The 23,048-nt window shown below is 63.1% G+C and carries 25 protein-coding genes; 3 read left to right on the top strand and 22 right to left on the bottom strand.

The window, feature by feature from the left end:
• Position 1: 1 nt before the first annotated feature.
• The 21 genes from nuoH to GBJ34_RS04045 all read right to left on the bottom strand — a co-directional run bounded on the left by nuoH (position 2) and on the right by GBJ34_RS04045 (position 18,567).
• Positions 2–1,039, bottom strand: a complete 1,038-nt coding sequence (gene nuoH / locus GBJ34_RS04145) for an NADH-quinone oxidoreductase subunit NuoH (protein ID WP_151718012.1) — start codon at positions 1,037–1,039, stop codon at positions 2–4.
• Positions 1,040–1,065: 26 nt separating this feature from the next.
• Positions 1,066–1,464 (bottom strand): hypothetical protein, encoded by a 399-nt coding sequence (locus GBJ34_RS04140; RefSeq protein WP_151718011.1) that lies wholly within the window; start codon positions 1,462–1,464, stop codon positions 1,066–1,068.
• Between the two features lie 6 nt (positions 1,465–1,470).
• A complete protein-coding gene (gene nuoG, locus GBJ34_RS04135; RefSeq protein WP_151718010.1) occupies positions 1,471–3,486 on the bottom strand; it encodes an NADH-quinone oxidoreductase subunit NuoG in 2,016 nt (671 codons plus the stop codon).
• A gap of 13 nt (positions 3,487–3,499) precedes the next feature.
• Positions 3,500–3,853 carry a DUF5333 family protein gene (locus tag GBJ34_RS04130; RefSeq protein WP_151718009.1) on the bottom strand — a complete coding sequence of 118 codons (354 nt, stop codon included), beginning with the start codon at positions 3,851–3,853 and terminating at the stop codon, positions 3,500–3,502.
• Positions 3,850–4,170, bottom strand: coding sequence for a hypothetical protein (locus GBJ34_RS04125; RefSeq protein WP_151718008.1), 321 nt, complete (start codon positions 4,168–4,170; stop codon positions 3,850–3,852). Before GBJ34_RS04125 ends, GBJ34_RS04130 begins: the two co-directional genes overlap by 4 nt.
• Positions 4,167–4,541, bottom strand: coding sequence for a hypothetical protein (locus GBJ34_RS04120; protein ID WP_151718007.1), 375 nt, complete (start codon positions 4,539–4,541; stop codon positions 4,167–4,169). Before GBJ34_RS04120 ends, GBJ34_RS04125 begins: the two co-directional genes overlap by 4 nt.
• A 1-nt stretch (position 4,542) precedes the next feature.
• Entirely contained in the window at positions 4,543–5,838 is a 1,296-nt protein-coding gene (gene nuoF, locus GBJ34_RS04115; RefSeq protein ID WP_151718006.1) for an NADH-quinone oxidoreductase subunit NuoF, read from the bottom strand.
• Between the two features lie 9 nt (positions 5,839–5,847).
• The gene (locus GBJ34_RS04110; RefSeq protein ID WP_151718005.1) at positions 5,848–6,084 is read right to left on the bottom strand and encodes a DUF5337 domain-containing protein; all 237 of its coding nucleotides are present in this window, start codon (positions 6,082–6,084) and stop codon (positions 5,848–5,850) included.
• Between the two features lie 10 nt (positions 6,085–6,094).
• Positions 6,095–7,375 carry an NADH-quinone oxidoreductase subunit E gene (locus tag GBJ34_RS04105; RefSeq protein WP_151718004.1) on the bottom strand — a complete coding sequence of 427 codons (1,281 nt, stop codon included), beginning with the start codon at positions 7,373–7,375 and terminating at the stop codon, positions 6,095–6,097.
• The gene (locus GBJ34_RS04100; protein WP_151718003.1) at positions 7,375–8,616 is read right to left on the bottom strand and encodes an NADH-quinone oxidoreductase subunit D; all 1,242 of its coding nucleotides are present in this window, start codon (positions 8,614–8,616) and stop codon (positions 7,375–7,377) included. Before GBJ34_RS04100 ends, GBJ34_RS04105 begins: the two co-directional genes overlap by 1 nt.
• A 1-nt stretch (position 8,617) precedes the next feature.
• Positions 8,618–9,049, bottom strand: a complete 432-nt coding sequence (locus tag GBJ34_RS04095; RefSeq protein ID WP_151718002.1) for a thioesterase family protein — start codon at positions 9,047–9,049, stop codon at positions 8,618–8,620.
• A complete protein-coding gene (locus GBJ34_RS04090) occupies positions 9,046–9,651 on the bottom strand; it encodes an NADH-quinone oxidoreductase subunit C (RefSeq protein WP_151718001.1) in 606 nt (201 codons plus the stop codon). The genes GBJ34_RS04095 and GBJ34_RS04090 overlap by 4 nt, the downstream gene beginning before the upstream one ends.
• A gap of 12 nt (positions 9,652–9,663) precedes the next feature.
• Positions 9,664–10,197 (bottom strand): NuoB/complex I 20 kDa subunit family protein, encoded by a 534-nt coding sequence (locus GBJ34_RS04085; RefSeq protein WP_151718000.1) that lies wholly within the window; start codon positions 10,195–10,197, stop codon positions 9,664–9,666.
• On the bottom strand, positions 10,188–10,553 hold the full coding sequence (locus GBJ34_RS04080) for an NADH-quinone oxidoreductase subunit A (RefSeq protein WP_151717999.1): 366 nt from the start codon (positions 10,551–10,553) through the stop codon (positions 10,188–10,190). Before GBJ34_RS04080 ends, GBJ34_RS04085 begins: the two co-directional genes overlap by 10 nt.
• Positions 10,554–11,117: 564 nt before the next feature.
• On the bottom strand, positions 11,118–11,912 hold the full coding sequence (locus GBJ34_RS04075) for a crotonase/enoyl-CoA hydratase family protein (protein WP_151717998.1): 795 nt from the start codon (positions 11,910–11,912) through the stop codon (positions 11,118–11,120).
• A gap of 15 nt (positions 11,913–11,927) precedes the next feature.
• Positions 11,928–12,812: a hydroxymethylglutaryl-CoA lyase gene (locus tag GBJ34_RS04070; RefSeq protein ID WP_151717997.1), complete on the bottom strand. Its 885-nt coding sequence runs from the start codon at positions 12,810–12,812 to the stop codon at positions 11,928–11,930.
• Complete coding sequence (locus tag GBJ34_RS04065; RefSeq protein WP_151717996.1) at positions 12,805–13,467, bottom strand: glutathione S-transferase family protein; 663 nt, start codon at positions 13,465–13,467, stop codon at positions 12,805–12,807. Before GBJ34_RS04065 ends, GBJ34_RS04070 begins: the two co-directional genes overlap by 8 nt.
• Positions 13,464–15,368 (bottom strand): acetyl/propionyl/methylcrotonyl-CoA carboxylase subunit alpha, encoded by a 1,905-nt coding sequence (locus tag GBJ34_RS04060; RefSeq protein ID WP_151717995.1) that lies wholly within the window; start codon positions 15,366–15,368, stop codon positions 13,464–13,466. The genes GBJ34_RS04065 and GBJ34_RS04060 overlap by 4 nt, the downstream gene beginning before the upstream one ends.
• 1 nt (position 15,369) lies before the next feature.
• Positions 15,370–16,419, bottom strand: a complete 1,050-nt coding sequence (locus GBJ34_RS04055; protein ID WP_151717994.1) for an NAD(P)H-dependent flavin oxidoreductase — start codon at positions 16,417–16,419, stop codon at positions 15,370–15,372.
• Positions 16,416–16,871, bottom strand: coding sequence for a thermonuclease family protein (locus GBJ34_RS04050; protein WP_151717993.1), 456 nt, complete (start codon positions 16,869–16,871; stop codon positions 16,416–16,418). The genes GBJ34_RS04055 and GBJ34_RS04050 overlap by 4 nt, the downstream gene beginning before the upstream one ends.
• A gap of 91 nt (positions 16,872–16,962) precedes the next feature.
• On the bottom strand, positions 16,963–18,567 hold the full coding sequence (locus GBJ34_RS04045) for a carboxyl transferase domain-containing protein (protein ID WP_151717992.1): 1,605 nt from the start codon (positions 18,565–18,567) through the stop codon (positions 16,963–16,965).
• A gap of 247 nt (positions 18,568–18,814) precedes the next feature.
• On the opposite strand from GBJ34_RS04045, the gene GBJ34_RS04040 reads away from it, so the two are divergent.
• The gene (locus tag GBJ34_RS04040; RefSeq protein ID WP_151717991.1) at positions 18,815–19,408 is read left to right on the top strand and encodes an OmpW/AlkL family protein; all 594 of its coding nucleotides are present in this window, start codon (positions 18,815–18,817) and stop codon (positions 19,406–19,408) included.
• Between the two features lie 93 nt (positions 19,409–19,501).
• Here GBJ34_RS04040 and GBJ34_RS04035 read toward each other — a convergent pair whose 3' ends face one another.
• Positions 19,502–20,662 carry an isovaleryl-CoA dehydrogenase gene (locus tag GBJ34_RS04035; RefSeq protein ID WP_151717990.1) on the bottom strand — a complete coding sequence of 387 codons (1,161 nt, stop codon included), beginning with the start codon at positions 20,660–20,662 and terminating at the stop codon, positions 19,502–19,504.
• A 240-nt stretch (positions 20,663–20,902) separates the two neighbouring features.
• Between GBJ34_RS04035 and GBJ34_RS04030 the strand changes: the two genes are divergently transcribed.
• Together GBJ34_RS04030 and GBJ34_RS04025 are read left to right on the top strand one after the other, a co-directional pair.
• On the top strand, positions 20,903–21,355 hold the full coding sequence (locus tag GBJ34_RS04030) for a CreA family protein (RefSeq protein WP_151717989.1): 453 nt from the start codon (positions 20,903–20,905) through the stop codon (positions 21,353–21,355).
• Between the two features lie 729 nt (positions 21,356–22,084).
• Positions 22,085–22,972 (top strand): hypothetical protein, encoded by an 888-nt coding sequence (locus GBJ34_RS04025; protein ID WP_151717988.1) that lies wholly within the window; start codon positions 22,085–22,087, stop codon positions 22,970–22,972.
• Positions 22,973–23,048: the final 76 nt, after the last annotated feature.

Genomic DNA, 23,048 nt, shown 5'->3' with positions numbered 1-23,048 from the left:
CTTAGCCCCCGATCATCCAGCGGGCCCAGAAGCCGCCCAGAACCTCGAACTTGGCAAGGAAGGCGATCAGCACGACCCAGCCCAGCGACAGCGGCAGGAACACCTTCCAGCCGATCCGCATCAGCTGGTCGTAGCGGTAGCGCGGCACGATGGCTTTCACCATGGCGAAGCAGAAGAAGAAGAAGGCAATCTTCGCAATCAGCCAGTGCAGACCATCCGGCAGACCCGGGATCGGCGACAGCCAGCCCCCGAAGAACAGGAGCGAGATCAGCGTGCACATCAGCACCACGGCCATCAGCTCTCCGATCATGAACAGCAGGAACGGGGTGGAGCTGTATTCGACCTGATAGCCCGCCACCAGTTCGGATTCAGCCTCAGGCAGATCGAAGGGCGGGCGGTTGGTCTCGGCCAAGGCCGAGATGAAGAACAGGAAGACCATCGGGAAATGCGGCAGCCAATACCAGCCCAGGAGGCCCCAGCCGGTATCCTGAGCCGCAACGATATCACCGAAATTCATCGAGCCGGTCGAGATGATGACCCCGATGATGATCAGACCGATCGACACCTCATAGGAGATCATCTGCGCGGCAGAGCGCAGCGAGCCGAGGAACGGGTATTTGGAGTTCGACGCCCAGCCCCCCATGATGACTCCGTAGACCTCAAGCGAGGAGACCGCGAAGATATAGAGGATCGCGACGTTGAGGTCCGAGATCACCCAGCCATCATTGAACGGTATCACCGCCCAGGCGATCACCGGCAGGATGAAGGACAGCATAGGTGCCAGGAAGAACACCGTGCGGTCGGCCCCGGCCGGCACGACGATTTCCTTGATGATGTATTTCAGGAAGTCGGCAAAACTTTGCAGCAGGCCCCAGGGGCCCACCACGTTCGGGCCACGGCGCATCTGCACCGCCGCCCAGACCTTGCGGTCGGCATACATCAGGAAGGCGAGCGCCACCAGAATACAAACCGTAACGAGAAGACATTGCGCCAGTATCAGCAGCGCCGTCCCCAGACCCGTTTGCAGAAATTCAGCCATTTTGCCTCTGGTCCCTCAACCGAAAGTCATATCGTCGGAATCCCGAGCGAAGCGCAGTCACGCACCGTCACTTCGGCGTCGATCGTGCGGATTCCCTCGGGAAGCGACGCGGAAATCACATAGACCGCATCGCCCCGCCATTGATTGCCGTTCTGTGCCACCGTGGTGCGCACATGTCGCGCAAATCCGAAACCCCGGATCAGCGCATATTGGGCCGCTGCGCAACGTGCATAGGCCTCCACATCGGTTTTGGCGCGCGCATTCCGCATCGAGACACGGAAATTCACCATCTCGCCATCCAGCAGGATCGTCTCGATCCCCTCATAGCGGGCGGCGGCGGGTGCGCCTTTGTCGTTGCCCGCCGCGCAGGCGACCAGCACCGCTGACGCGGTGACAAGGCCAGCCATTTGCGCGGCTTTCAGCATGTGATCTTACTCCGCCGCCAGCGGGGCTTGTGCCCGCGCGGCCGCCATCGCCGCCAGTTCGCCCATCAGGCCAGAGGCGCGGGCGATCGGGTTGGACAGGTAGAAATCGGTCACCACGGCGCGGAACGGGGCATTGCCCAGCGTGACGCGCGGCAGGGCGGTGCCCTCATTCACCGGAACCTCGTCGATCAGGCCCAGATGCGGATGCGCGGCCACGACACGGCGACGCAGCTCGCCGAGGCTGTCCCAGGCCAGGGTCGAGCCGATCTCGGCCGACAGCGCCCGCAGGATCGCCCAGTTTTCCTTGGCTTCGCCGGGCGGGAAGCCCGCGCGCATCGCCAGTTGCGGACGGCCTTCAGTGTTGACAAACAGGCCGTTCTCTTCGGTATAGGCGGCCCCCGGCAGGATCAGGTCGGCACGATGCGCGCCCCGATCGCCATGGCTGCCCTGATAGATCACAAAGGCACCGGCATCGATATCGACCTCATCGGCACCCAGATTGTAGATCACCTCGGCCCCATCGGTTGCAGGCTTCAACCCGCCCTCGGTCACGCAACCGATATCCATCGCGCCGACGCGCGCAGCCGCCGTGTGCAGGACCAGCAAGCCCGCGCCCATGGCAGCCGCCAGCGCCTGTGCCTCGGCCAGAATCGCGCCGCCATCGGCCTCGACCAATGCGCCCTGCCCGATGATGACCAGGGCAGGCTTGCCCTCTTGCGCCTCGGCCCCTGCAACCAGCTTGGTCAGCGCGGCACGGTCGGCCCCGAGGTGATCGTAATCATAGGTCAGATCCACCGGCTGACCGATCAGCGCGACCTGTGCGCCGCGCGCCCAGGCCTTGCGGATACGGGCGTTCAGCACCGGGGCTTCCAGACGCGGATTGGTGCCGACCAGCACGATCCGGGCGGCGGTATCAATGTCTTCAATGGCGGCGGTGCCGACATAGGCCGCACGGTTGCCCGCCGGAAGTTTTGCACCATCAACCCGGCATTCCACCGTGCCGCCCAGCGATTCCACCAGCGTTTTCAAGCTGTAAGCCGCCTCGACCGGAACCAGATCACCAACCAGGCCGGTGATCTTCTTGCCCTTCATGGCACTCGCGGCGACGGCCAGCGCCTCGCCCCAGCCTGCGCGACGCAGACGGCCGTTTTCACGGATGTAGGGCGTGTCCAGCCGCTGGCGGCGCAGACCGTCCCAGACGAAACGCGATTTGTCCGACAGCCATTCCTCGTTCACGCCATCATGGTTGCGCGGCACGATGCGCATCACTTCGCGGCCCTTGCTGTCAACGCGGATGTTGGAGCCAAGCGCATCCATCACGTCGATGGATTCGGTCTTGGTCAGCTCCCACGGACGGGCGGTGAAGGCATAGGGTTTCGAGGTCAGCGCGCCAACCGGGCAAAGGTCGATGATGTTGCCCTGCAGATTGCTGTCCAGCGTCAGGTTCAGATAGGAGGTGATCTCGCTGTCTTCGCCGCGCCCGGTCTGGCCCATCTGGGTGATGCCCGCGACCTCGGTGGTGAAGCGCACGCAACGGGTGCAGCTGATGCAGCGGGTCATCTCGGTCTTGACCAGCGGGCCAAGGTTCAGGTTTTCCGAGGCGCGCTTGGGCTCGCGGTAGCGCGAGAAATCCACGCCGTAAGCCATGGCCTGATCCTGAAGGTCGCACTCGCCACCCTGATCGCAGATCGGGCAATCCAGCGGGTGGTTGATCAGCAGGAATTCCATCACGCCCTCGCGGGCCTTCTTCACCATCGGCGAATTGGTCTTCACCACCGGCGGCTGGCCTTCCGGGCCGGGCCGCAGGTCGCGGACCTGCATCGCGCAAGAGGCGGCGGGTTTGGGCGGGCCACCCACGACTTCCACAAGGCACATCCGGCAATTGCCCGCAATCGACAGACGCTCGTGGTAGCAGAAACGCGGGATCTCGATCCCGGCGACTTCGGCGGCCTGGATGATCGTCATCGCGCCATCGACTTCGACCTCGATACCGTCAATGATGATTTTCTTGAGGTTGCTCATCGCTTGCCCCGTCCTACTTGCGTTTCAGCAACCGGCCAATGGCCGTGCCGGATTTGATTTCCGCCTCGCCCGCTTTACACAGGCTGGCCTTGGATCGCCGCAACGCGACGCCATGGGTTTTCTCGAAAGCTGCCGCCGCCTTGTCGGTTGCTGCCGCCATATCCGCCAGTGAGGTCTTGCCGCCCTGCAGGGCCGAGACGCCCACGCGGGCATTCTGCGCCTTCTCGACGCCCGGTTGCAGCACAAGCGTCTTGCAACGGGTCGTGATGACCTTGGCAATGCGGAAATTGGCCGCAAGCTCCGCATCCGTCGGTGCCGCAAGGGCGGGCGCGGGCAGAAGAGCAAGGATCAGGGCAAGACGTTTCATGTGAACAGATCCTCCGGACGGGACACCGCAATCACGGGCCATTTTGCGATGGCCAGAACCAGCAGCGGCCCCATGTAGCACAGCGCGCCCAGCACGGTGTTGACCACAAGGAAGGTAAGATAGCTGTCTTCGCCGCCCGCAAGCATCATCGGCGTGACCATATTGCCAAGCAACGCCACGATCGGCAGCACGCAGACAACCATCAGCCCGCCGCGCAGACCCGACTTGTAGAACAGGACGAACAGCAAGGCGATATAGGACACGGCCTGCACGAGACCGATCACACCGGCCACAAGGGCGTAGCTGCTCATCATCATGCGCAAGCCCCCTCAAATATCCAGGCACCAGCCTCGAACCGGCTCACGGCCTGCGGCTGGAAGCGGCCCTTGGCCTGCGCACAGGCACCCGCCGCCACATCCTTGGCCAGACGCCCCTGATCGAAGCGCAACGCGCCCACGCGCACCGTCTGACCCATCACAGGAGCAGCCCCTGCCCGCGTCAGCGCATGGCCCGCAGGGCCCGGCATGACCTGCGCCGGATAGTCCGCCCCCGCATGGGTCAGGGTGAAGCTGCCGCTTTGCGCGGAAGCCCCTGCCCCCGGACCAACCGGCCCGGAGGGTTGCGTGGCGACACAGGCCGAAAGGCCCGCCGCCATCACACCCAGACTGATGAGCGGACGCGCGTTCATCTCATTCGGCCGCCATCGCGCCCATGCGCCCGGTGCGCTTGGCCTTGATACGGTCCTCGATCTCGTCGCGGTAGTGACGGATCAACCCCTGAATCGGCCAGGCCGCCGCATCGCCAAGCGCGCAGATCGTGTGGCCTTCCACCTGTTTGGTGACCGACAGCAGCATGTCGATTTCCTCGACCTCTGCATCGCCGCGCACCAGACGTTCCATCACGCGCATCATCCAGCCGGTGCCTTCGCGGCAGGGCGTGCACTGGCCGCAGCTTTCATGCTTGAAGAACTTGGCCAGACGCCAGATCGCCTTGATGATATCGGTGTTCTGATCCATCACGATCATGCAGGCGGTGCCGAACGAGGATTGCAGCGCGCGCATCCCGTCATAATCCATGATGGCATCTTCGCATTTGTCGGCCGGGATCACCGGGCAGGATGCACCGCCGGGGATGACCGCCTTCAGGTTCTTCCAGCCACCGCGCACGCCGCCGCCATGCTTTTCGATCAGTTCACGCATCGGGATCGACATCGATTCCTCGATCACGCAGGGTGTGTTCACATGGCCCGACATCGCGAACAGCTTGACGCCGGCATTGTTCGGCCGCCCGAAGGACGAGAACCAGGCCGCGCCCCGGCGCAAGATGGTCGGCGCCACCGCGATGGATTCCACGTTGTTCACCGTGGTCGGGCAGCCATAAAGCCCCGAGCCCGCCGGGAATGGCGGCTTCATCCGCGGCATACCCTTCTTGCCTTCAAGGCTTTCCAGCAGCGCGGTTTCCTCGCCGCAGATATAGGCGCCAGCCCCGTGATGCAGGAAGACATCGAAATCATAGCCGGTCTTGCAGGCATTGCGTCCGATCAGGCCCGCATCATAGGCCTCGTCGATGGCGGCCTGCAGGGCCTCTTTCTCGCGGACATATTCGCCACGGATATAGATATAGGCCGCCACCGCATTCATCGCGAAACCGGCCACCAGCGCCCCTTCGATCAGCGTATGCGGATCGTGGCGCATGATCTCGCGGTCCTTGCAGGTCGCGGGCTCGGATTCGTCGGCATTGATGACCAGATAGGAGGGGCGGCCATCCGATTGCTTGGGCATGAAGGACCATTTCATGCCGGTCGGGAAGCCCGCCCCACCCCGGCCACGCAGGCCGCTATCTTTCATGATCTGGATGATGCCATCCCGGCCAAGCGCCAGCAGATCGGCGGTCTTGTCCCAGTGGCCGCGCGCCATTGCCCCTTTCAGGGAACGGTCGTGCATCCCGTAGAGGTTGGTGAAGATCCGGTCCTGATCCTTCAGCATGTTCTGCCCTCAATTGCCCCGGTGGACGGATTTGTTCCGCCGCCAGATCTGATATGTGACAACCAGCGCCCAGAAGAACGCGGCCAATGCGGCCAGGTCGATCAGAAAGACGAACCGGGCCTCAAGCCCCATCTTCCCGCCCAGCCATTGCCCCCCCATCCACAGGATCATGGTGCCCGCGATGACAAAGGCAACCATGCGCGCGTCGCGCTTCAGTCGCTCGGTCTCGGGGGAAGGGGCGCTCATTCCCAGACCCTCAGTAATCGTTGGTCTTCGCGCGCTCGAGGAAGATATCGATCCCCTCGGTCACGATGATCTTCGCCTGACTGACCCATTTGTCACGGGTCACCCGGCCACGGAAGCCTTTCAGATTGCTGTCCATCCAGGCGATTTCATCCGCACCCCAGCCGGCGATCTGGTCAAAGTGGAAAATGCCCAGCTCATGGCACAGCTTTTCCAGAACCGGGCCGATGCCCTCGATCAGCTTCAGGTCATCGCCCTTGCCGTCACGCGCTGCCGCCAGCCCTTCGGGCTTGGTGCCCTCGGATTCCGGCAGGGCGGCCACAGCAGCGGGGGCCGCAACCTTGGCCTTGGCCTTGGCCTCGCCTTCCGGCAGGCTGTCCACCAGACGCGCACCTGCGGGCTTGTCGCCGGAGGCGGTATTCTGGCCCGCAACATTCTGGCCCGGTGCAGCGGTCGCCACACCTGCGGGGGCCTCCACCTTCACTTCGGGCTTGCCTGTGGCCAATGCCTCGGCCTTTTCCGGTGCGATGCCCTTGGCGGCCGCAGCAGGCGCTTCTTCGGCGGCTGCCGGGGCCTCGATCTCGGATGCGCGCTTCCACGGCGTCAGGATCGGAACTTCGGTGCCGTCGATGCGGCGGATGGTGTCGCCGATATCCATCGCGCGCTGCACCGAGCCATTATACTGGGTGCGGCCGCTGTCGAATTCCTTCAGCGCGGTCAGGCCGTTCAGCGGCTCCGACGAATAGCGCCCGATCTGCGAGCCGGGAACTGGCACCTCGCCCGAACCAAAGCGCGCGATCATGTCGCGCAGACGCTCGGGGCTCAGATCCTCATAGTAATCCTTGCCGATATTGATCGCCGGGGCATTGGCGCAGGCACCAAGGCATTCGACCTCTTCCCAGCTGAACTTGCCATCGGCAGACAGCGTGTAGGGGGTCGGCGCAATCAGCTCCTTGCAGACCGCGATCAGATCTTCGGCACCGCAGATCATGCAGGAGGTGGTGCCGCAGATCTGGATATGGGCCACCGTTCCAACGGGTTGCAGCTGGAACATGAAGTAGAAGGTCGCAACCTCCAGCACGCGGATACGCGCCATGCCCAGCATATCGGCAACATATTCGATGGCCGGGCGGGTCAGCCAGCCTTCCTGTTCCTGGGCGCGGAACAGCAGCGGGATCACCGCCGAGGCCTGCCGACCTTCGGGATATTTGGAAATCTGGCCATGCGCCCATTCCAGATTTTTCGGCGTGAAGGCGAAGCTGGCTGGCTGTTCTTTATGCAGGCGGCGAAGCATTAGCGGTCGACCTCTCCGAACACGATATCAAGCGTGGCGATAATCGCCGAGACATCCGCAAGCTGATGCCCTTTGGCAAGGTAATCCATTGATTGAAGGTGCAGATAGCCCGGGGCGCGCAGCTTGGCGCGATAGGGCTTGTTGGTGCCATCGGCCACCATATAGACGCCGAATTCCCCCTTCGGGGCCTCCACGGCGGCATAGACCTCGCCGGCAGGAACGTGGAAGCCTTCGGTGTAAAGCTTGAAGTGGTGAATGAGCGCCTCCATCGAGGTTTTCATATCGCCACGCTTTGGCGGGGTCAGTTTGCCGCGCGCCAGAATGTCGGTCTTGCCCGCAGGTTCGCGCAGCTTGGCGATGGCCTGTTTCATGATCGACAGCGATTCCGTCATCTCGGCCATGCGGCAGAGGAAGCGGTCATAGCAATCGCCATTGGTTCCGACCGGGATCTTGAAGTCAAATTCGTCATAGCATTCATAGGGCTGTGCGCGGCGCAGATCCCAGGCCATGCCCGAGCCCCGCACCATCACGCCGGAAAAGCCCCAATCCAGCGCGTCTTGCTGGCTGACCACAGCGATATCGACGGTGCGCTGCTTGAAGATGCGGTTCTCCAACAGCAGTTCCGACAGATCGGCGATCATCTTGGGGAACCGATCACACCAGGCCTCGATATCATTCAGCAGATCGGGCGGCAGATCCTGATGCACGCCGCCGGGACGGAAGTAGGCTGCGTGCAGGCGGGCACCACAGGCGCGCTCATAAAAGATCATCAGTTCTTCACGGGCGGTAAAGCCCCAAAGCGGTGGGGTCAGCGCACCCACGTCCATCGCGCCGGTGGTCAGGTTCATCAGGTGGTTCAGGATGCGGCCGATTTCCGAATACAGCACCCGGATCAACTGCGCCCGGCGCGGCACCACGGTGCCGGTCAGCTTTTCGATCGCCAGACACCAGGCATGTTCCTGGTTCATCGGTGCCACATAATCCAGACGGTCCAGATAGGGCAGGTTCTGCAGATAGGTGCGGCTTTCCATCAGCTTTTCGGTGCCGCGATGCAGCAGGCCGATATGCGGATCGGCGCGTTCGACGATCTCGCCATCCAGTTCCAACACCATGCGCAGCACGCCGTGCGCTGCCGGGTGCTGCGGACCGAAGTTGATGTTGAAATTGCGGATCTGCTGTTCGCCAGCGGCCGCGTCACGGCTGCCGTCGTCATAGGTGTTCACGCGGATGTCGCCGTCCATCTCAGCCCTCCAGCCCCGCACTGGCGCGTTTGGCAGCCAGCCGGTGTGCGAATTTTTCCGTCTTGATCAGCGCGCGCTGGTGGCGCCCCTCGCCGATCAGGTCAATCCCGTCATGAGCCTGCACGCGGAACCAGATGAACCGCCCGTCAAACTCCGTCACTTCCGCCGTGACCGTGACCACCTGCCCCGGCAGGGTGGGTGCCAGATGGCTGAAATCGACATGGGTGCCGAGACTGTCATCGTCATTTTCATAGAACGGTTTGACGATCTCGACGCAGGCCCATTCCATCAGCCCGGTCATATAGGCGGTGGCGAAGACCGCAGGCATGGTCGGAAACGCGCCTTCCTCGGAGAAGAGCGCACGCACGGTGTGGCGCTCTTCCACGGTGAAGCGGTGTTCCGCCTTGGCCCCGATCTTCAGCCCGTCTTTCACTTGGCCGCCCCTTTCTCATCCCCGGGCAGCACGTATTGTGCGCCTTCCCAGGGGCTGAGGAAGTCGAACTGGCGGTATTCCTGCACCAGCTTCACCGGCTCGTAGACGACGCGCTTCAGCGCCTCGTTGTAACGCACTTCCGTGTAGCCGGTGGTGGGGAAATCCTTGCGCAGCGGATGGCCGCGGAAGCCGTAATCGGTCAGGATGCGGCGCAGGTCCGGGTGGCCCGAAAACAGGATGCCGAACATGTCGAACACTTCGCGCTCGAACCAGTTGGCACTCGGATGCAGGCTGATGATCGAAGGGACCATCTCATCCTCGCGGGTCGGCACTTTCACCCGGATGCGGTGGTTCTGATACATCGACAGGAAGTGATAGACCACGTCAAAGCGCGCCGGGCGCTCGGGGTGATCCACCGCCGTGATATCGACCAGGCTGGAGAAGCGGCAGGTCGGATCGGTTTTCAGGAAATCGACAAAACCGAGGATCTGCGCAGGCTGCACCTCAACGGTCAGCTCGCCAAAGGCGATCTGGCAGCCGACCACGGCATCGGGGCGCTTCAGCTGGATATGCTCGGCCAGTTGTTGCAGGGCTTCAGACATAGGCATCCCTCCTCAGCGGACCAGCGTGCCGGTGCGGCGGATCTTGCGCTGAAGCTGCAGCAGACCATAAAGCAGCGCCTCGGCCGTGGGCGGGCAGCCGGGAACATAGATGTCCACCGGAACCACACGGTCGCAGCCGCGCACCACCGAATAGCTGTAATGGTAATAGCCGCCGCCGTTTGCGCAGGAGCCCATCGAGATGACGTAGCGCGGCTCGGGCATCTGGTCATAGACCTTGCGCAGCGCGGGGGCCATCTTGTTGGTCAGGGTGCCGGCCACGATCATGCAGTCAGACTGGCGCGGGCTGGCGCGCGGGGCGATGCCGAAGCGCTCGGCGTCGTAATGCGGCATCGAAGTGTGCATCATCTCCACCGCGCAGCAGGCCAGACCAAAGGTCATCCAGTGCAGCGAGCCAGTGCGCGCCCAGTTGATGATGTCTTCGGTCGTGGTCAGCAGGAAACCCTTGTCCTGCAGATCGCGGTTGAGGGCTGCGGTTGCGGCATCCAGATCGTTCGCCGCATGATTGAGAGAAGTGCTCACGCCCATTCCAGCGCCCCTTTCTTCCATTCATAGGCAAAGCCCACGGTCAGCACGCCCAGGAACACGATCATCGACCAGAAGCCCACCATCGACATCTCGCCAAAGGCCACGGCCCAGGGGAACAGGAAGGCGACCTCAAGGTCGAAAATGATGAACAGGATCGACACCAGGTAGAAGCGCACGTCGAATTTCATCCGCGCGTCATCGAAGGCATTGAAGCCGCATTCATAAGCCGAGACCTTTTCGGGGTCCGGGTTGCGCACGGCAAGCACAACAGCGGCGAGGATCAGCACCAGCCCGAGGACAACCGCGAGCGCAAGAAAGATGAGAATGGGGAGGTATTCTCGGAGAAGTCCGTCCACGAGTGGCTCCTTCGGCTGACGGGCATGGGAGGACATCCCCCGGCGCGCGCGGATCGTTGCTGGGTTTCCGTTTACTCCTGCCCCGTAGCGGGGTCAACTGAAGCGACAGCGAAAATCCCGCGCCGTTGCCTTGATTTCGTTGACTGTATACCGCGGCACACCAACAAAATGGCCGCAGCTTCTGCGCCATGCTGCGGCGCGGAATATCCTAGGGAATCTCTCGGATTAACCGACTGAATCTGTCGGGCTTGACGGCGATGGTGTCGCCATCGATCACGCCGATGGTTCTCGCCGTGACCTAGCAGGCGCATCGTCTGGCCGTCAGGCCGTGCCGAAATCCGGCCGCCGCACATCAGGGATGCCCGCCCCGGCAACCGGGGCCAGCCAGAAAAAGCCCTGGCTGGCCCCGGTTTCGAAGGCTCGAGGCACCGCAGAGGGCCCCTCGCGCGCCGGGCTATCGCGAGCTTCTGCGGCCCGCATCGGTGGTGACGACCCAAGTCCCCCCCGCGCGACGGGCTATCGCAGGGCGTGGCAGAGCGACGACTTTCTGCCGTTTTCTGCGGGTCAGTCGGACGAGGCCTGCGCCCAATTCGGCTTGCGTTTGCCGAAGAATGCCGCGATCCCCTCAGCCGTTTCGGGATCTTCCCAGCGGGCGATCAGCAGATCCGCCGTCTCCGCGATCAAGGCCGCATCAATCGGGGCCGACAGCCGTGCCACCAGCGCCTTGGAGGCGGCAACCGCGCGCGGCGCACAGGCCAGGATGGCGCGCAACTCGGCTTCGATGGCCGCATCCAGATCCTCCGGCGCGGTGATCTCGGCCAAAAGCCCGATGCGATGCGCCTCCGCCGCGCTGAACAGCCGGGCCGACAGGAAGTGCCGCCGGGCTGCCGCCGCCCCGATCCGCGCCACCACATAGGGCGAGATCGTGGCCGGGATCAGCCCAAGCCGCGTTTCGGTCAACCCGAACCTTGCGCCGGTGACGCCATAGCAGGTGTCGCAGACCGACATCATGCCAAGACCACCGCCATAGGCTTGCCCCTGCACCCGGCCGATCAGCGGCATCGGCAGGCTGTTCAGCGCCTGCAACATCGCCGCCAATGCCGAAGCCCCGGCGCGGCGGGCCTCCTCGCCGCCCTCGATCTGCGCCCGCATCCAGGCCAGATCGCCGCCGGCACAGAAACTTTCGCCTTGCGCGGCCAGCACCACCGCCCGCACGCCGCCATCTGCGGCCAGACGCGCCGCCGCATCGCGCAGATCGGCGATCATCTGCGCCGAAAGCGTGTTGTGCTTTTCAGGCCGGTTCAATGTCAGCCGCGCAACGCCGCGTGCATCAAGATCCAGCGTGATCGTGTCATACATTGCCCTGCCTCCCGTTCAGATGCTGCCACGATTTTTCGACGAAAAATCGGGTGCCCGTCGTAGCCCGCGCGCCAGGGCGGCGGCTTTGGCCAGCCGGTCCGGGTCGATGCCGGTCACAAGGCCCAGATCCGCCAGCCTTGCCACCACAGCCTCGGTCGCGACATTGCCCGCAGCCCCCGGCGCATAGGGGCAACCGCCAAGCCCCCCCACCGCCGCATCGAAACTGCGCAGCCCCAGTTCAAGCGAGGCTTCGATATTTGCCAAGGCCCGCCCCCTGGTGTCGTGATAATGCCCGGCCAGCCGGTCTGCCGGAATATCGGCAAGCGCGGTCTCCAGCATCGCGCGGATGCGGGCCGGCGTGCCATGGCCGATGGTCTCGCCCAGCGCGACCTCATAACAGCCCATATCCAGCAGCGCGGATGCCACCCGCGCCACCTGCGCAGGCGGGGTCGGCCCGTCAAAGGGGCAATCGGTCACCATCGAGACATAGCCGCGCAATCTTATGCCATCGGCGCGCGCAGCCTCGGCCAGCGGCGCGAAGCGGTCCAGACTTTCGGCGATGGAGCAATTGAGATTGGCCTGACTGAACCCCTCGGAGGCCGAGGCGAAGATCGCGACCTCATCCGCCCGTGCCGCCCGCGCGCCCTGATACCCCTTCAGGTTCGGCGTCAGTGCCGCGTAGGATATACCTGGCGCACGCGTGATCCCGGCCAGCACTTCGGCCGCATCGGCCATTTGCGGCACCCATTTCGGGCTGACAAAACTGGTGACCTCGATCCGGCGAAAGCCTGCCCCGCTCAACAGATCGACCAGCGCGATCTTGTCGGCGGTCGCGATCAGCCGCGCCTCGTTCTGCAACCCGTCGCGCGGGCCAACCTCGAAGATATCGACCTTATCCATGCGGGATCTCATAAAAATCCTTGGCGTAAAGCGCCTGTGGGCCAGACCGTTCCATGGCGCGAAGATAGGCCGGACGCGAAGCCATCGCCGCGCCATATGCGGCAAGCGCCGGGTAATCGCTTGCAGACAAGAAGCGGAACACCGCCGGGATGTTGAAGCCCAACATGATATCGGCGGCAGAGAAGCCGCCCTCCAGCAGACTGTCCTGCCGGGTCAGCCTGGCCTCCATCGCCTGCAGGGTCACAGCAAGACGGCGGGTGAGCAGCTTCATCAGGACCGGCGATCGCGCCTCAACGGGACGCAGGAAGATATGCTGGATATTCAGCTGTTCCAGCAGCGCCCCCTGGGTCTCCGCGAAATGCAGCCATTCCAGAAACCGCGCGCGGGCTGCGCTGCCCGGTGCAGGCGCAAGCCCCGCCTCGGGGTGACGCTCCAGCAGATATTGCGCGATGGCACCGCTTTCAAAGATCGACAGCCCGTCGACCTCCAGCGCCGGCACCCGGCCCAGGGGCGACAACGCAAGGAAATCCGCCTGCCGGGTGGAGCCGTCATCCAGACGATACGGGATGATCTGGTAATCCAGCCCCAGTTCCTCCAGCAGCCACAGGATGCGGAAGCTGCGCGAACCCGCAACGTGATGCAGGCGGATGGTCATGCCGGCACCTGTTCTTCTTCCAGCAGGATCAGCGCGGCCCCGGCCTCGACCTGCGCCCCGCTTTGCACCAGCACCTCGGCCACCATGCCATCGCGGGCGGCGGTCAGGGTGTGTTCCATCTTCATCGCCTCAAGGATCGCCAACCGGTCGCCGGCCTGCACCGCCTGCCCCGGCTGCACGAAGACCGCCTTCACCAGCCCCGGCATGGGCGACAGCGTTGCATTGCCCGCAGGCCCTGTGCTGGATGTGCGTGCCAGCGGATCGACCTGTGTGAAGGTGAAACACTGGCCCTGATCGAAGACATGGATCTGCGCGTCTGTTCGGATCACCGCCAGCCGGGGCGCAGAATGGCTTTCGCCATCCAGCAGGATGCGCGGCCCCTCTGTGCCGATGCGCAGGCGGCCCACCGTCACCGCATCACCGCGCTGGATGGCCAGCGGGCGTTCAAGCGGTGCCCAGAGGCTGAAGCCTTCAAGCGGGCGGCCCTGCAAATCCGCCGCCGCAAAGAGTGCCGCCGCAAGCACCTGTTGCGCGGGCGCGGGGGGGGCCACCAGCTGCGCCAGATCCCGCTCGATCAGCCCGGTATCGACATCGCCTGCCGCAAAGCCCGGATGCCGGGCCAGCGCGCCAAGGAAGGCAAGGTTCGTGGTGGTGCCTGCCACCTGCGTCTCGGCCAGGGCGCGCGACAGCTGTTGCAAGGCGGCCGCCCTTGTCGGGCCATGCACGATGATCTTGGCAATCATCGGATCATACCACGGGCTGATCGCATCGCCGCTGCGCACGCCGGTATCGGCGCGCACCCCCGGCGGAAAGGCCAGATGCGCCAGCCGCCCCGTGGCGGGCAGAAAGCCTGCGGGCACGTCCTCGGCGTAAAGCCGCGCCTCGAAGGCATGGCCATGGATCGCCAATTGATCCTGCCTGCGTGGCAAAGCCTCGCCCGCGGCGACACGCAATTGCCACTCCACCAGATCGACCCCGGTGATTGCTTCGGTCACCGGATGCTCGACCTGCAATCGGGTATTCATCTCCATGAACCAGAAGCGGTCCGCACGCAGCCCGTCCGAGGCATCGACGATGAACTCGATAGTGCCTGCCCCCTTATAGCCAATGGCGCGGGCCGCGCGCACCGCAGCCTCGCCCATGGCCGCACGCATCTCGGGCGGCATGTCGGGCGCCGGGGCTTCCTCGATCACCTTCTGATGGCGGCGCTGGAGCGAGCAGTCGCGTTCGAAGAGATGCACCGCATCCTGGCCATCGCCAAACACCTGCAGCTCGATATGGCGGGGTTTTTCGATATATTTCTCGATCAACACCGCATCATTGCCAAAAGCTGTCGCAGCCTCGCCCTTGGCCGAGGCCAGCGCATCGGCGAAATCGCCGGGCTGTGTGACCTTGCGCATCCCCTTGCCGCCCCCGCCCGCCACCGCCTTGATGAGCACCGGATAGCCGATGGTTTCGGCCGCAGCCGCCAGATGCGCAGGGTCCTGATTGTCGCCAAGATAGCCCGGCACCACCGGCACACCTGCCGCATCCATCAGGCGCTTGGCGGCATCCTTCAGCCCCATGGCGCGGATCGCATCCGCCGAGGGGCCAATGAAGACCAGACCCGCCGCCGTCACCGCATCGACGAAATCGGGATTTTCCGACAGGAAGCCATAGCCGGGATGGATGGCCTGCGCGCCCGTGTGCCGCGCCGCCGCGATGATCGCATCGCCCCGCAGGTAACTGTCACGCGGGGCCGGGCCACCAATGGCCACGGCCTCATCCGCCAGCGCGACATGCGCAGAATCTGCATCCGCCTCGGAATAGACCGCAACACTTGCCACACCCAGCTTGCGGGCGGTGGCGATGATGCGGCAGGCGATCTCGCCACGATTGGCGATCAGGATCTTCTGGAACATGTCAGATCTCCGATGGGATGGGGTCTTGGCCGAGGTCACGGCGGGGGCCAGCCCCCGCACCCCCGGGATATTTGGGGGCAGAAAATGACTGGAGCCGGGATAGCGCATCGGCGGTCATGCGGGTCAGGATCTCGGCGGCGGGGGCAATCTGCTGGATCAGCCCCACAGCCTCGCCCACCACCGGGGTGCCGTTGCGCGCGTCGCCCGCGGCCTGGGCATTGCTCCAGGCGGTGCGGATCGGCCCTGCTTCGGGCGCGCGCAGTGCTTGCGGATCAGACTGCCAGCGGTCGCTGAAAGCCGAGCGCATCGTGCGGATGGTGAAGGGGGCAGGCCAATCCAGCCCGCGCACCGCATCCGGCACCGAGGAACGCAGCGTCGCATCACCGTCGGACGCACAGGCGGCGGCGTGAAAGCCCTGCGGCACCAGCGCCTCGGATGCAGCCCAGAACCGGCTGCCGATCAGCGCCCCATCGGCGCCGAGCATCAGGCTGGCGGCGAGGCTGCGGCCATCGGCAATGCCCCCCGCGGCCAGCAGGATCGTCTGCGGGGCGCGGGCGGCGATCAGATCGGCCAGTTCCGGCACAAGGGTCATGGTGCCGCGCGTTGCGCCATGGCCGCCGGCCTCGGCCCCTTGCGCCACAAGGATCTGCGCGCCTGCCTCCAAGGCGGCGCGGGCATGGGCCACGGTCTGGCACTGGCAGATCAGCGGCACGCCTGCGGCATGGATCGCGGGCGCGAACGGCGCGGGATCCCCGAAAGACAGCATGACTGCGCGGGGGGCGCGATCCAGGCATTGTGCCAGCAACGAAGGCGTCAGCCGCCAGGTGATGAAGCCGATGCCGATCCGCGCGCCCGCCCCTTCGGCCAGCGCCCATTCCCGGGCGATCCAATCGGCCTCGCCATAGCCGCCGCCCAGCAGGCCAAGCCCCCCCGCCTGCGCGACCGCCGCCGCCAGCCGCCCGCCTGCCGCCCCCGCCATGGGGGCCAGCGCCACCGGATGGCGCAAACCAAAGGCTGTGGTGAAGCCTGTCTCGATCCCCGCATCCGTCATCGTATGGTCCCCGCCTTCAGCCGCGCGCACCAATCGATGCGCGCGGCACCCGTATAGGGCACGGCCAGCCCCTGCCCGATCATCCGCGCCGCCACATCCTGCCCGTCAAGCCGCAAGCGGATCAGGCGGCGGCGATACTTGTCATGGCCCTGATCGGAAATGCCGGGCTGCGCCCGCCGCACCCAGTCGCGCAGATAGGCCGCCGCCTGTTTGCCCAAGGCACGCTCGGCCTCGCAGCGGGCATCACGGGTTTCGGGGGTGTCAAAGCCGGTCAGCCGGGCGGTCTCGGCGGTGCCATTGCAGATCAGGCGCAGGGTGTCGCCATCCAGCACCGCATCGATGCGGCACCCCGCATCGCTCAGGCCTTCATAGGGCGCGTAGCGGTCGGCGATGGTCCAAAGCGCCATCAGGGTTGCGGTGATGTAAAGGAACAGGTCAGGGGTCATGCGCATCCCCCCATCCTAGGGCCGGTGGCGGCAAGGTGACAGGGGGCGACAAAGAGATGGGGGGCGACAAAGCAAATACGGTCAGGTCCCATCGCGATCACATCCGGAAGACGCCAAAGCGCGTGGGGTCAATGGGCGCATTCAGCGCCGCAGACAGCGACAGGAACAGCGTGGCCCGCGTCTTGCGCGGATCGATGATGCCATCATCCCAGAGCCGGGCGGAGGCATAGAGTGGATGGCTTTGCCGTTCAAACATCTCGATCGTCGGGCGCTTGAATTCGGCCTCCTCTGCCGCGCTCCAGCTGCCGCCCGCGCGCTCGATCCCCTCGCGCTTGACGGTGGCCAGCACCCCCGCCGCCTGCTCGCCCCCCATGACAGAGATGCGGCTGTTCGGCCATGTCCACAGGAAGCGCGGCTGATAGGCGCGCCCCGCCATGCCGTAATTCCCCGCCCCGAAGCTGCCGCCGACCAGCATGGTCACCTTTGGCACATTGGTGGCGGCCACAGCCGTCACCATCTTGGCACCGTGGCGTGCGATGCCCTCGTTTTCATATTTCCGGCCCACCATGAAGCCGGTGATGTTTTGCAGGAAGACCAAGGGGATGTTGCGCTGACTGCACAGCTCGACGAAATGCGCGCCCTTGATCGCGGCCTCGGAAAACAGCACGCCATTATTGGCGATGATGCCGACGGGGCAGCCCATGACATGGGCAAAGCCGGTCACCAGCGTCTCGCCGAAGCGCGGCTTGAATTCATCGAAGCGCGAGCCGTCGACCACACGGGCGATCACCTCGCGGATGTCATAGGGCGTGCGCAGATCGCCGGGCACCACGCCAAGGATTTCTTCCGGGTCAAAGGCCGGATCTTCCACCGATTGCCATTGCACGGTCGCAGGCCGCGCCCGGTTCAGATGGCTGATCGCGCGGCGGGCAAGGGCCAGGGCATGGGCGTCATCCTCGGCCAGATAATCCGCCACACCGGACAGCCGCGTATGCACATCGCCGCCACCAAGATCTTCGGCCGTGACCACCTCGCCCGTGGCCGCGCGCACAAGGGGCGGCCCCGCCAGAAAGATCGTGCCCTGTTCCTTCACGATGATCGTCACATCCGACATCGCCGGCACATAAGCCCCGCCCGCGGTGCAGGATCCCATGACGACCGCAATCTGCGGGATGCCCTTGGCCGACATGCGGGCCTGATTGTAGAAGATCCGCCCGAAATGATCGCGATCCGGAAAGACCTCATCCTGATTGGGCAGATTCGCGCCGCCGCTATCAACCAGATAGACGCAAGGCAGATGGCATTCCTCGGCGATCTCCTGCGCGCGCAGGTGTTTCTTCACCGTCATAGGGTAATAGGTGCCACCCTTCACGGTGGCATCATTGCAGACCACCATGACATCCTGGCCCTGCACCCGGCCAATGCCCGCGATCACGCCCGCACAAGGGGCCGCACCGTCATAAAGCCCATGCGCCGCCGTGGCACCGATTTCCAGAAACGGCGATCCGGGATCAAGCAGCCCCGCCACCCGGTCACGCGGGGCCATCTTGCCGCGCGCCACATGCCGCGCCATGGCCTTTTCGCCACCGCCCGCGGCGGCAAGACCTGCGGCCTCGGCCACCGTCTCCAGCATCGCCAGATGGGCTGCGCGATTGGCTTTGAATGCGTCCGATCCGGTGAGGATGCGGGAGGTGAGTTTCATGGCATCAATCCTTCGATATGGCGCGGGCCAAGGACGTCGTTTCGATATGGCGGGTGTGGCGCGCGCCGACGGGCAGGGATGAAAGGTGATATCTGAAAATCACCTTATCCTTATCAATCAAAGGCTTCTGTGCCAGAATGTCGCGGCATCCCGGCACCTGACCTTGATCCACATCAAGGCCCGCCTGCCCCGGATCACGCCAATCTCGGCCCGCAAACACCCTGTTGACCAACCTGCGAGAAGTCCGATGAAAATCCTTGCTACTGCCCTTCTGGCCTCTGCCGCACTGAGCGCCCCCGCCTTCGCCCAATCGGCGGGCGAGATGAGCCTTGGCCTTGGCTTTGGCTATGTCAGCCCGAAATCCGACAATGGCATTGTGGCCGGTGGCAAGACCGAGATCGATGGCAATGCGCGCCCGACCTTCACCTTTGAATATTTCATCCGCGACAATCTCGGGATCGAGCTGTTGGCGGCCCTGCCCTTCAAGCATGACATCAATATCGGCGGATCGAAGATCGGCACCACCAAGCACCTGCCGCCCACCCTGTCGCTGAACTACCACTTCGCCAATCAGAGCGCGCTGACCCCCTTTGTCGGCATCGGCCTGAACTACACCACCTTCTTCGAGGACCGCTCGCCGCTTGGCGATCTGAAGATCGATGATAGCTGGGGCCTCGCCGCGCATCTGGGCGTCGATTATGCGCTGTCCGAGAAAAGCGCCCTGCGGATGGATCTGCGCTACATCGACATCAATGCCGATGTGAAGCTGGACGGCAAGAAGATCGGAAAGGTGGAGGTCGACCCGCTGGTGGCGGGCGTGTCCTATATTATCAAATTCTGACCCGCTGTCCCGCGTGACGGATCCGAAAGGGTGTGGGCCTTGCCCGCACCCTTTTTCTATGGCCCCCGGGAATGTCACAGGCCCCGGCATGGCTCAGCCCGCGGCCATCAGCTCACGCCCGATCAGCATCCGGCGGATCTCGGATGTGCCTGCGCCGATCTCCATCAGCTTGGCATCGCGGAACAACCGACTGACCACCGAGTCATTCAGGAACCCTGCCCCGCCAAGCGCCTGCACAGCCTGATGCGCCTGCACCATGGCCTGTTCGCTGGCATAAAGCACGCAGCCCGCCGCATCGGCCCGTGTCACCGTGCCCCGGTCACAGGCGCGCGCCGCCTCATAGACATAGGCACGGGCGGAATTCATCGCGACATACATATCGGCGATCTTGCCCTGCATCAGCTGGAAATTCCCGATGGGCTGGCCGAATTGCTGGCGGTCGCGCGCATAGGGGATCACCTCGTCCAGACAGGCGGCCATGATGCCAGTGCCAATGCCGGACAGCACGACGCGCTCGTAATCAAGGCCCGACATCAAGACCCGGACGCCTTTCCCCTCGGTGCCAAGCACATTCTCGGTGGGCACTTCGCAATTCTCGAAGATCAGCTCGCCGGTGTTCGACCCACGCATCCCCAGCTTGTCAAAATGCGCGCTGGTCGAAAAGCCCTTGAAGCCGCGCTCAATGATAAAGGCGGTGATGCCCTTGGCACCGGCCTCGGGATCGGTCTTGGCATAGACGATCAGCGTATCGGCATCAGGGGCATTGGTGATCCAGTATTTGGACCCGTTCAGGACGTAATATCCATCGCGCTTTTCGGCCCGCAGCTTCATCGACACCACATCCGAGCCCGCCCCCGGCTCGCTCATCGCAAGCGCCCCGACATGTTCGCCAGAAACCAGCTTGGGCAGATACTTGGCCTTTTGCGCCGCATTGCCGTTCAGCTTCATCTGGTTCAGGCAGAGGTTGGAATGCGCGCCATAAGACAGGCTGACCGAGGCCGAGGCGCGCGCGATCTCTTCGGTCGCAATGACATGCGCGAGATAGCCCATGCCCGATCCGCCATATTCCTCGGGCACGGTGATGCCCAAAAGGCCAAGCGCCCCCATCTCGCGCCAGAGATCGGCCGGGAAGATATTGTCGCGATCCACCTGTGCCGCCATCGGTTTCACCCGGGTCTGTGCCCAGTCATGCACCATGTCGCGCATGGCACCGATATCCTCGCCCAGATCGAAGCGCATGGGTGATGCGAACATTTTCCCCTCCCACGGAAATGAACATACGTTCAATTAATGACAGGTTTCGAGTCGCGTCAAGCCTTTCCTGCTGCGCCCGCCCACCCCAATTGGTCCATCGATCCACCTTGGCACGGCGGGGCCTGTCCCGCCCGTCTCACCATCTGCCCCATCCGCTGATCGGTGCTTGCAGAACGGGCGGGCCGGACCCAGATGTCACAGGAACACCCGTTTTCACGCAACCAGATGAGAGGATGCGCCATGCGAAAGACCATTGCCCTGATCGCCACGCTGCTGGCCGCCCCTGCCATGGCCCCCGCCGAAGAGGTGGGGCAGGTCGGTGTCGACTGGGTCGGCAATGATATCGTGATCGAGGCCTTTCAGGATCCGAAAGTCGCAGGCGTGACCTGCCATCTGGCCTATTTCGACCGCTCGCTGATCGATCGTGTCAGCAATGGCAATTGGTTCGAGGATCCGAGCTATTCGGCCGTGGATTGCACGCAGACCGGCGCGATCACGCTTGGCGACATCGATCGCGGCAAGGATGGCGAGGAAGTATTTAGCGAGGGCCGCTCGCTGATCCTGAAATCGCTGAAGGTGACGCGGATCTATGACGAAAAGAACAATGCGCTGATCTATCTCGGCCATGCCAGCGAACTGACGCAAGGCTCGGGCAAGATGTCGCTCTCGGTCGTGCCGCTCAGCGCGCCCTGAACCCTGGTGACATCGGGGCTTGGACGAAACGCACCGTCCAAAGATCAGCCGGTGCCCGCGCCCCTGGCCGCATCGGGGGGCTGTCTGCCCCCCACGGCCTTCGGCCTCCCCCGAGGATATGAAGACAGAAAATAAACCGCTGGATCCCTATTTTCTGTCTTCAAATATCCCCGATGGAGGGGGTGGAAGACAGGCTGTAAGACCTTGAAATCACTTATCCCGGTTCCGCGAGTGCAGCCCGCTGTGTTACAGCTTTGTGCGACAAGTGATACACAAGAATTATCACTGAAGTTAGGTTCCGCAGCAAGAGGATATCCTGGCTGACCCGGCCGGCTCCAATGTTCTCGACTAGTGGCACAAAGGGCGGGAAGCTGACTGACGGCAGTGCGGCGTGGCAGCCGCCGAAATCTTGATGAAGCAGCCGTTCAGGAAGGCCGTGGCGAATAGTCTGCCGAAAGAGCCCGCAGGGCGGAAAACTGCCTGTGAGGCTGCCGCATCACCTCTACAGCAACAGTACAAAAGGACCGTACGCCGTTCCACCCTGGTCAAGAGCTATGGTTGGATTTCGAACATTCATGAGATCCCGATTCAAGCCCCGAACAACTCATAACAAAACGAGATATCGAGGGGAGTGGCTAAGTCATAGGAATACTGAGCGACTTCGGCAAACCTGAGAGTTGACGTTCGATTGCTGCCATGGAACTGATACCCAAACATCTAGGAAAATTCATGGCACGAGAAGCCGATTTCACGCGTAGCACCGTACTTGCCCTCGAACGGCGTGCTGGAGGACAGTGCTCATTCCCGGATTGTCCCAAAAAAACGTCTGGTCCTAGTGCCGAAGGCGATGCAGCCGTGGCCAATACCGGTATGGCTTGTCACATATATGCGGCGAGTGATGGCCCTTCGGCACGCAGAGTCGGGACAAAAGATGTAAAGCAACTTAAAAAAATAGAAAATGGCATCTGGATGTGTTATTCGCATGGAAAACTGATTGATTCAGATGAATGCACTTATACGCCAGAAACACTGTTGGATTGGCGCAGAATTGCAGAAAGAAAGGCATCGCTTCAGCAAGCATATAATTCAGATGATGCGAAGGCCAAGCTGCGGACTGAAAGCCTAGCTAAATTATCATGCAGCATTAACTTCCTAGAAATAGCTAGTGCAGTTAGAAAGTTCACTATTGAAAGCTGTCTACAAATGTTGTGGGGAGAGGAGGCATCTCTTGAACTGAGAAACTTCGTTATAGAAATTGCTCGCAACTCGCTATCTCACGGAGGCGCAACTAACTTTGAGATTTTTTCATCCGGGTACTCTGTTCAGCTCCGAAGCGATGGATTGAACTTTTCGCTATCCGATCTTGCGGAACACAAGAATGGCAGGGGCAGCCAAAGGGCACTAAGTGAACTGAGACAGCGCCACAGTAACTTGGCAGTTTCTCATCAGCGGAGAAAAAATCACAATGAGGTAGTAATCACGTTAGCACATAGCTCGGGCATCTCCCTAATGGGGAATCCTTGCTCAGTTTCATTTACAGAAAGTGTTAGGGGCAAGGAAGAAGCCATTATCAAAATTGATGAACTTAACACATGCGATCCCACATTTCCCAAGTAAGGCGCTGATTTCGCTGTCCTGACCATTATATTTCCTATATAAAACATGGTGTTGAAGGCTGCGAGGGGCGCGTTTC

The organism is Gemmobacter serpentinus (assembly GCF_008973825.1).
GTDB classification, from domain to species: Bacteria; Pseudomonadota; Alphaproteobacteria; order Rhodobacterales; family Rhodobacteraceae; genus Gemmobacter; species Gemmobacter serpentinus.
The sequence above is the reverse complement of the archived record's forward strand: the minus strand, read 5'-3'. Positions and strand labels throughout refer to the sequence as shown.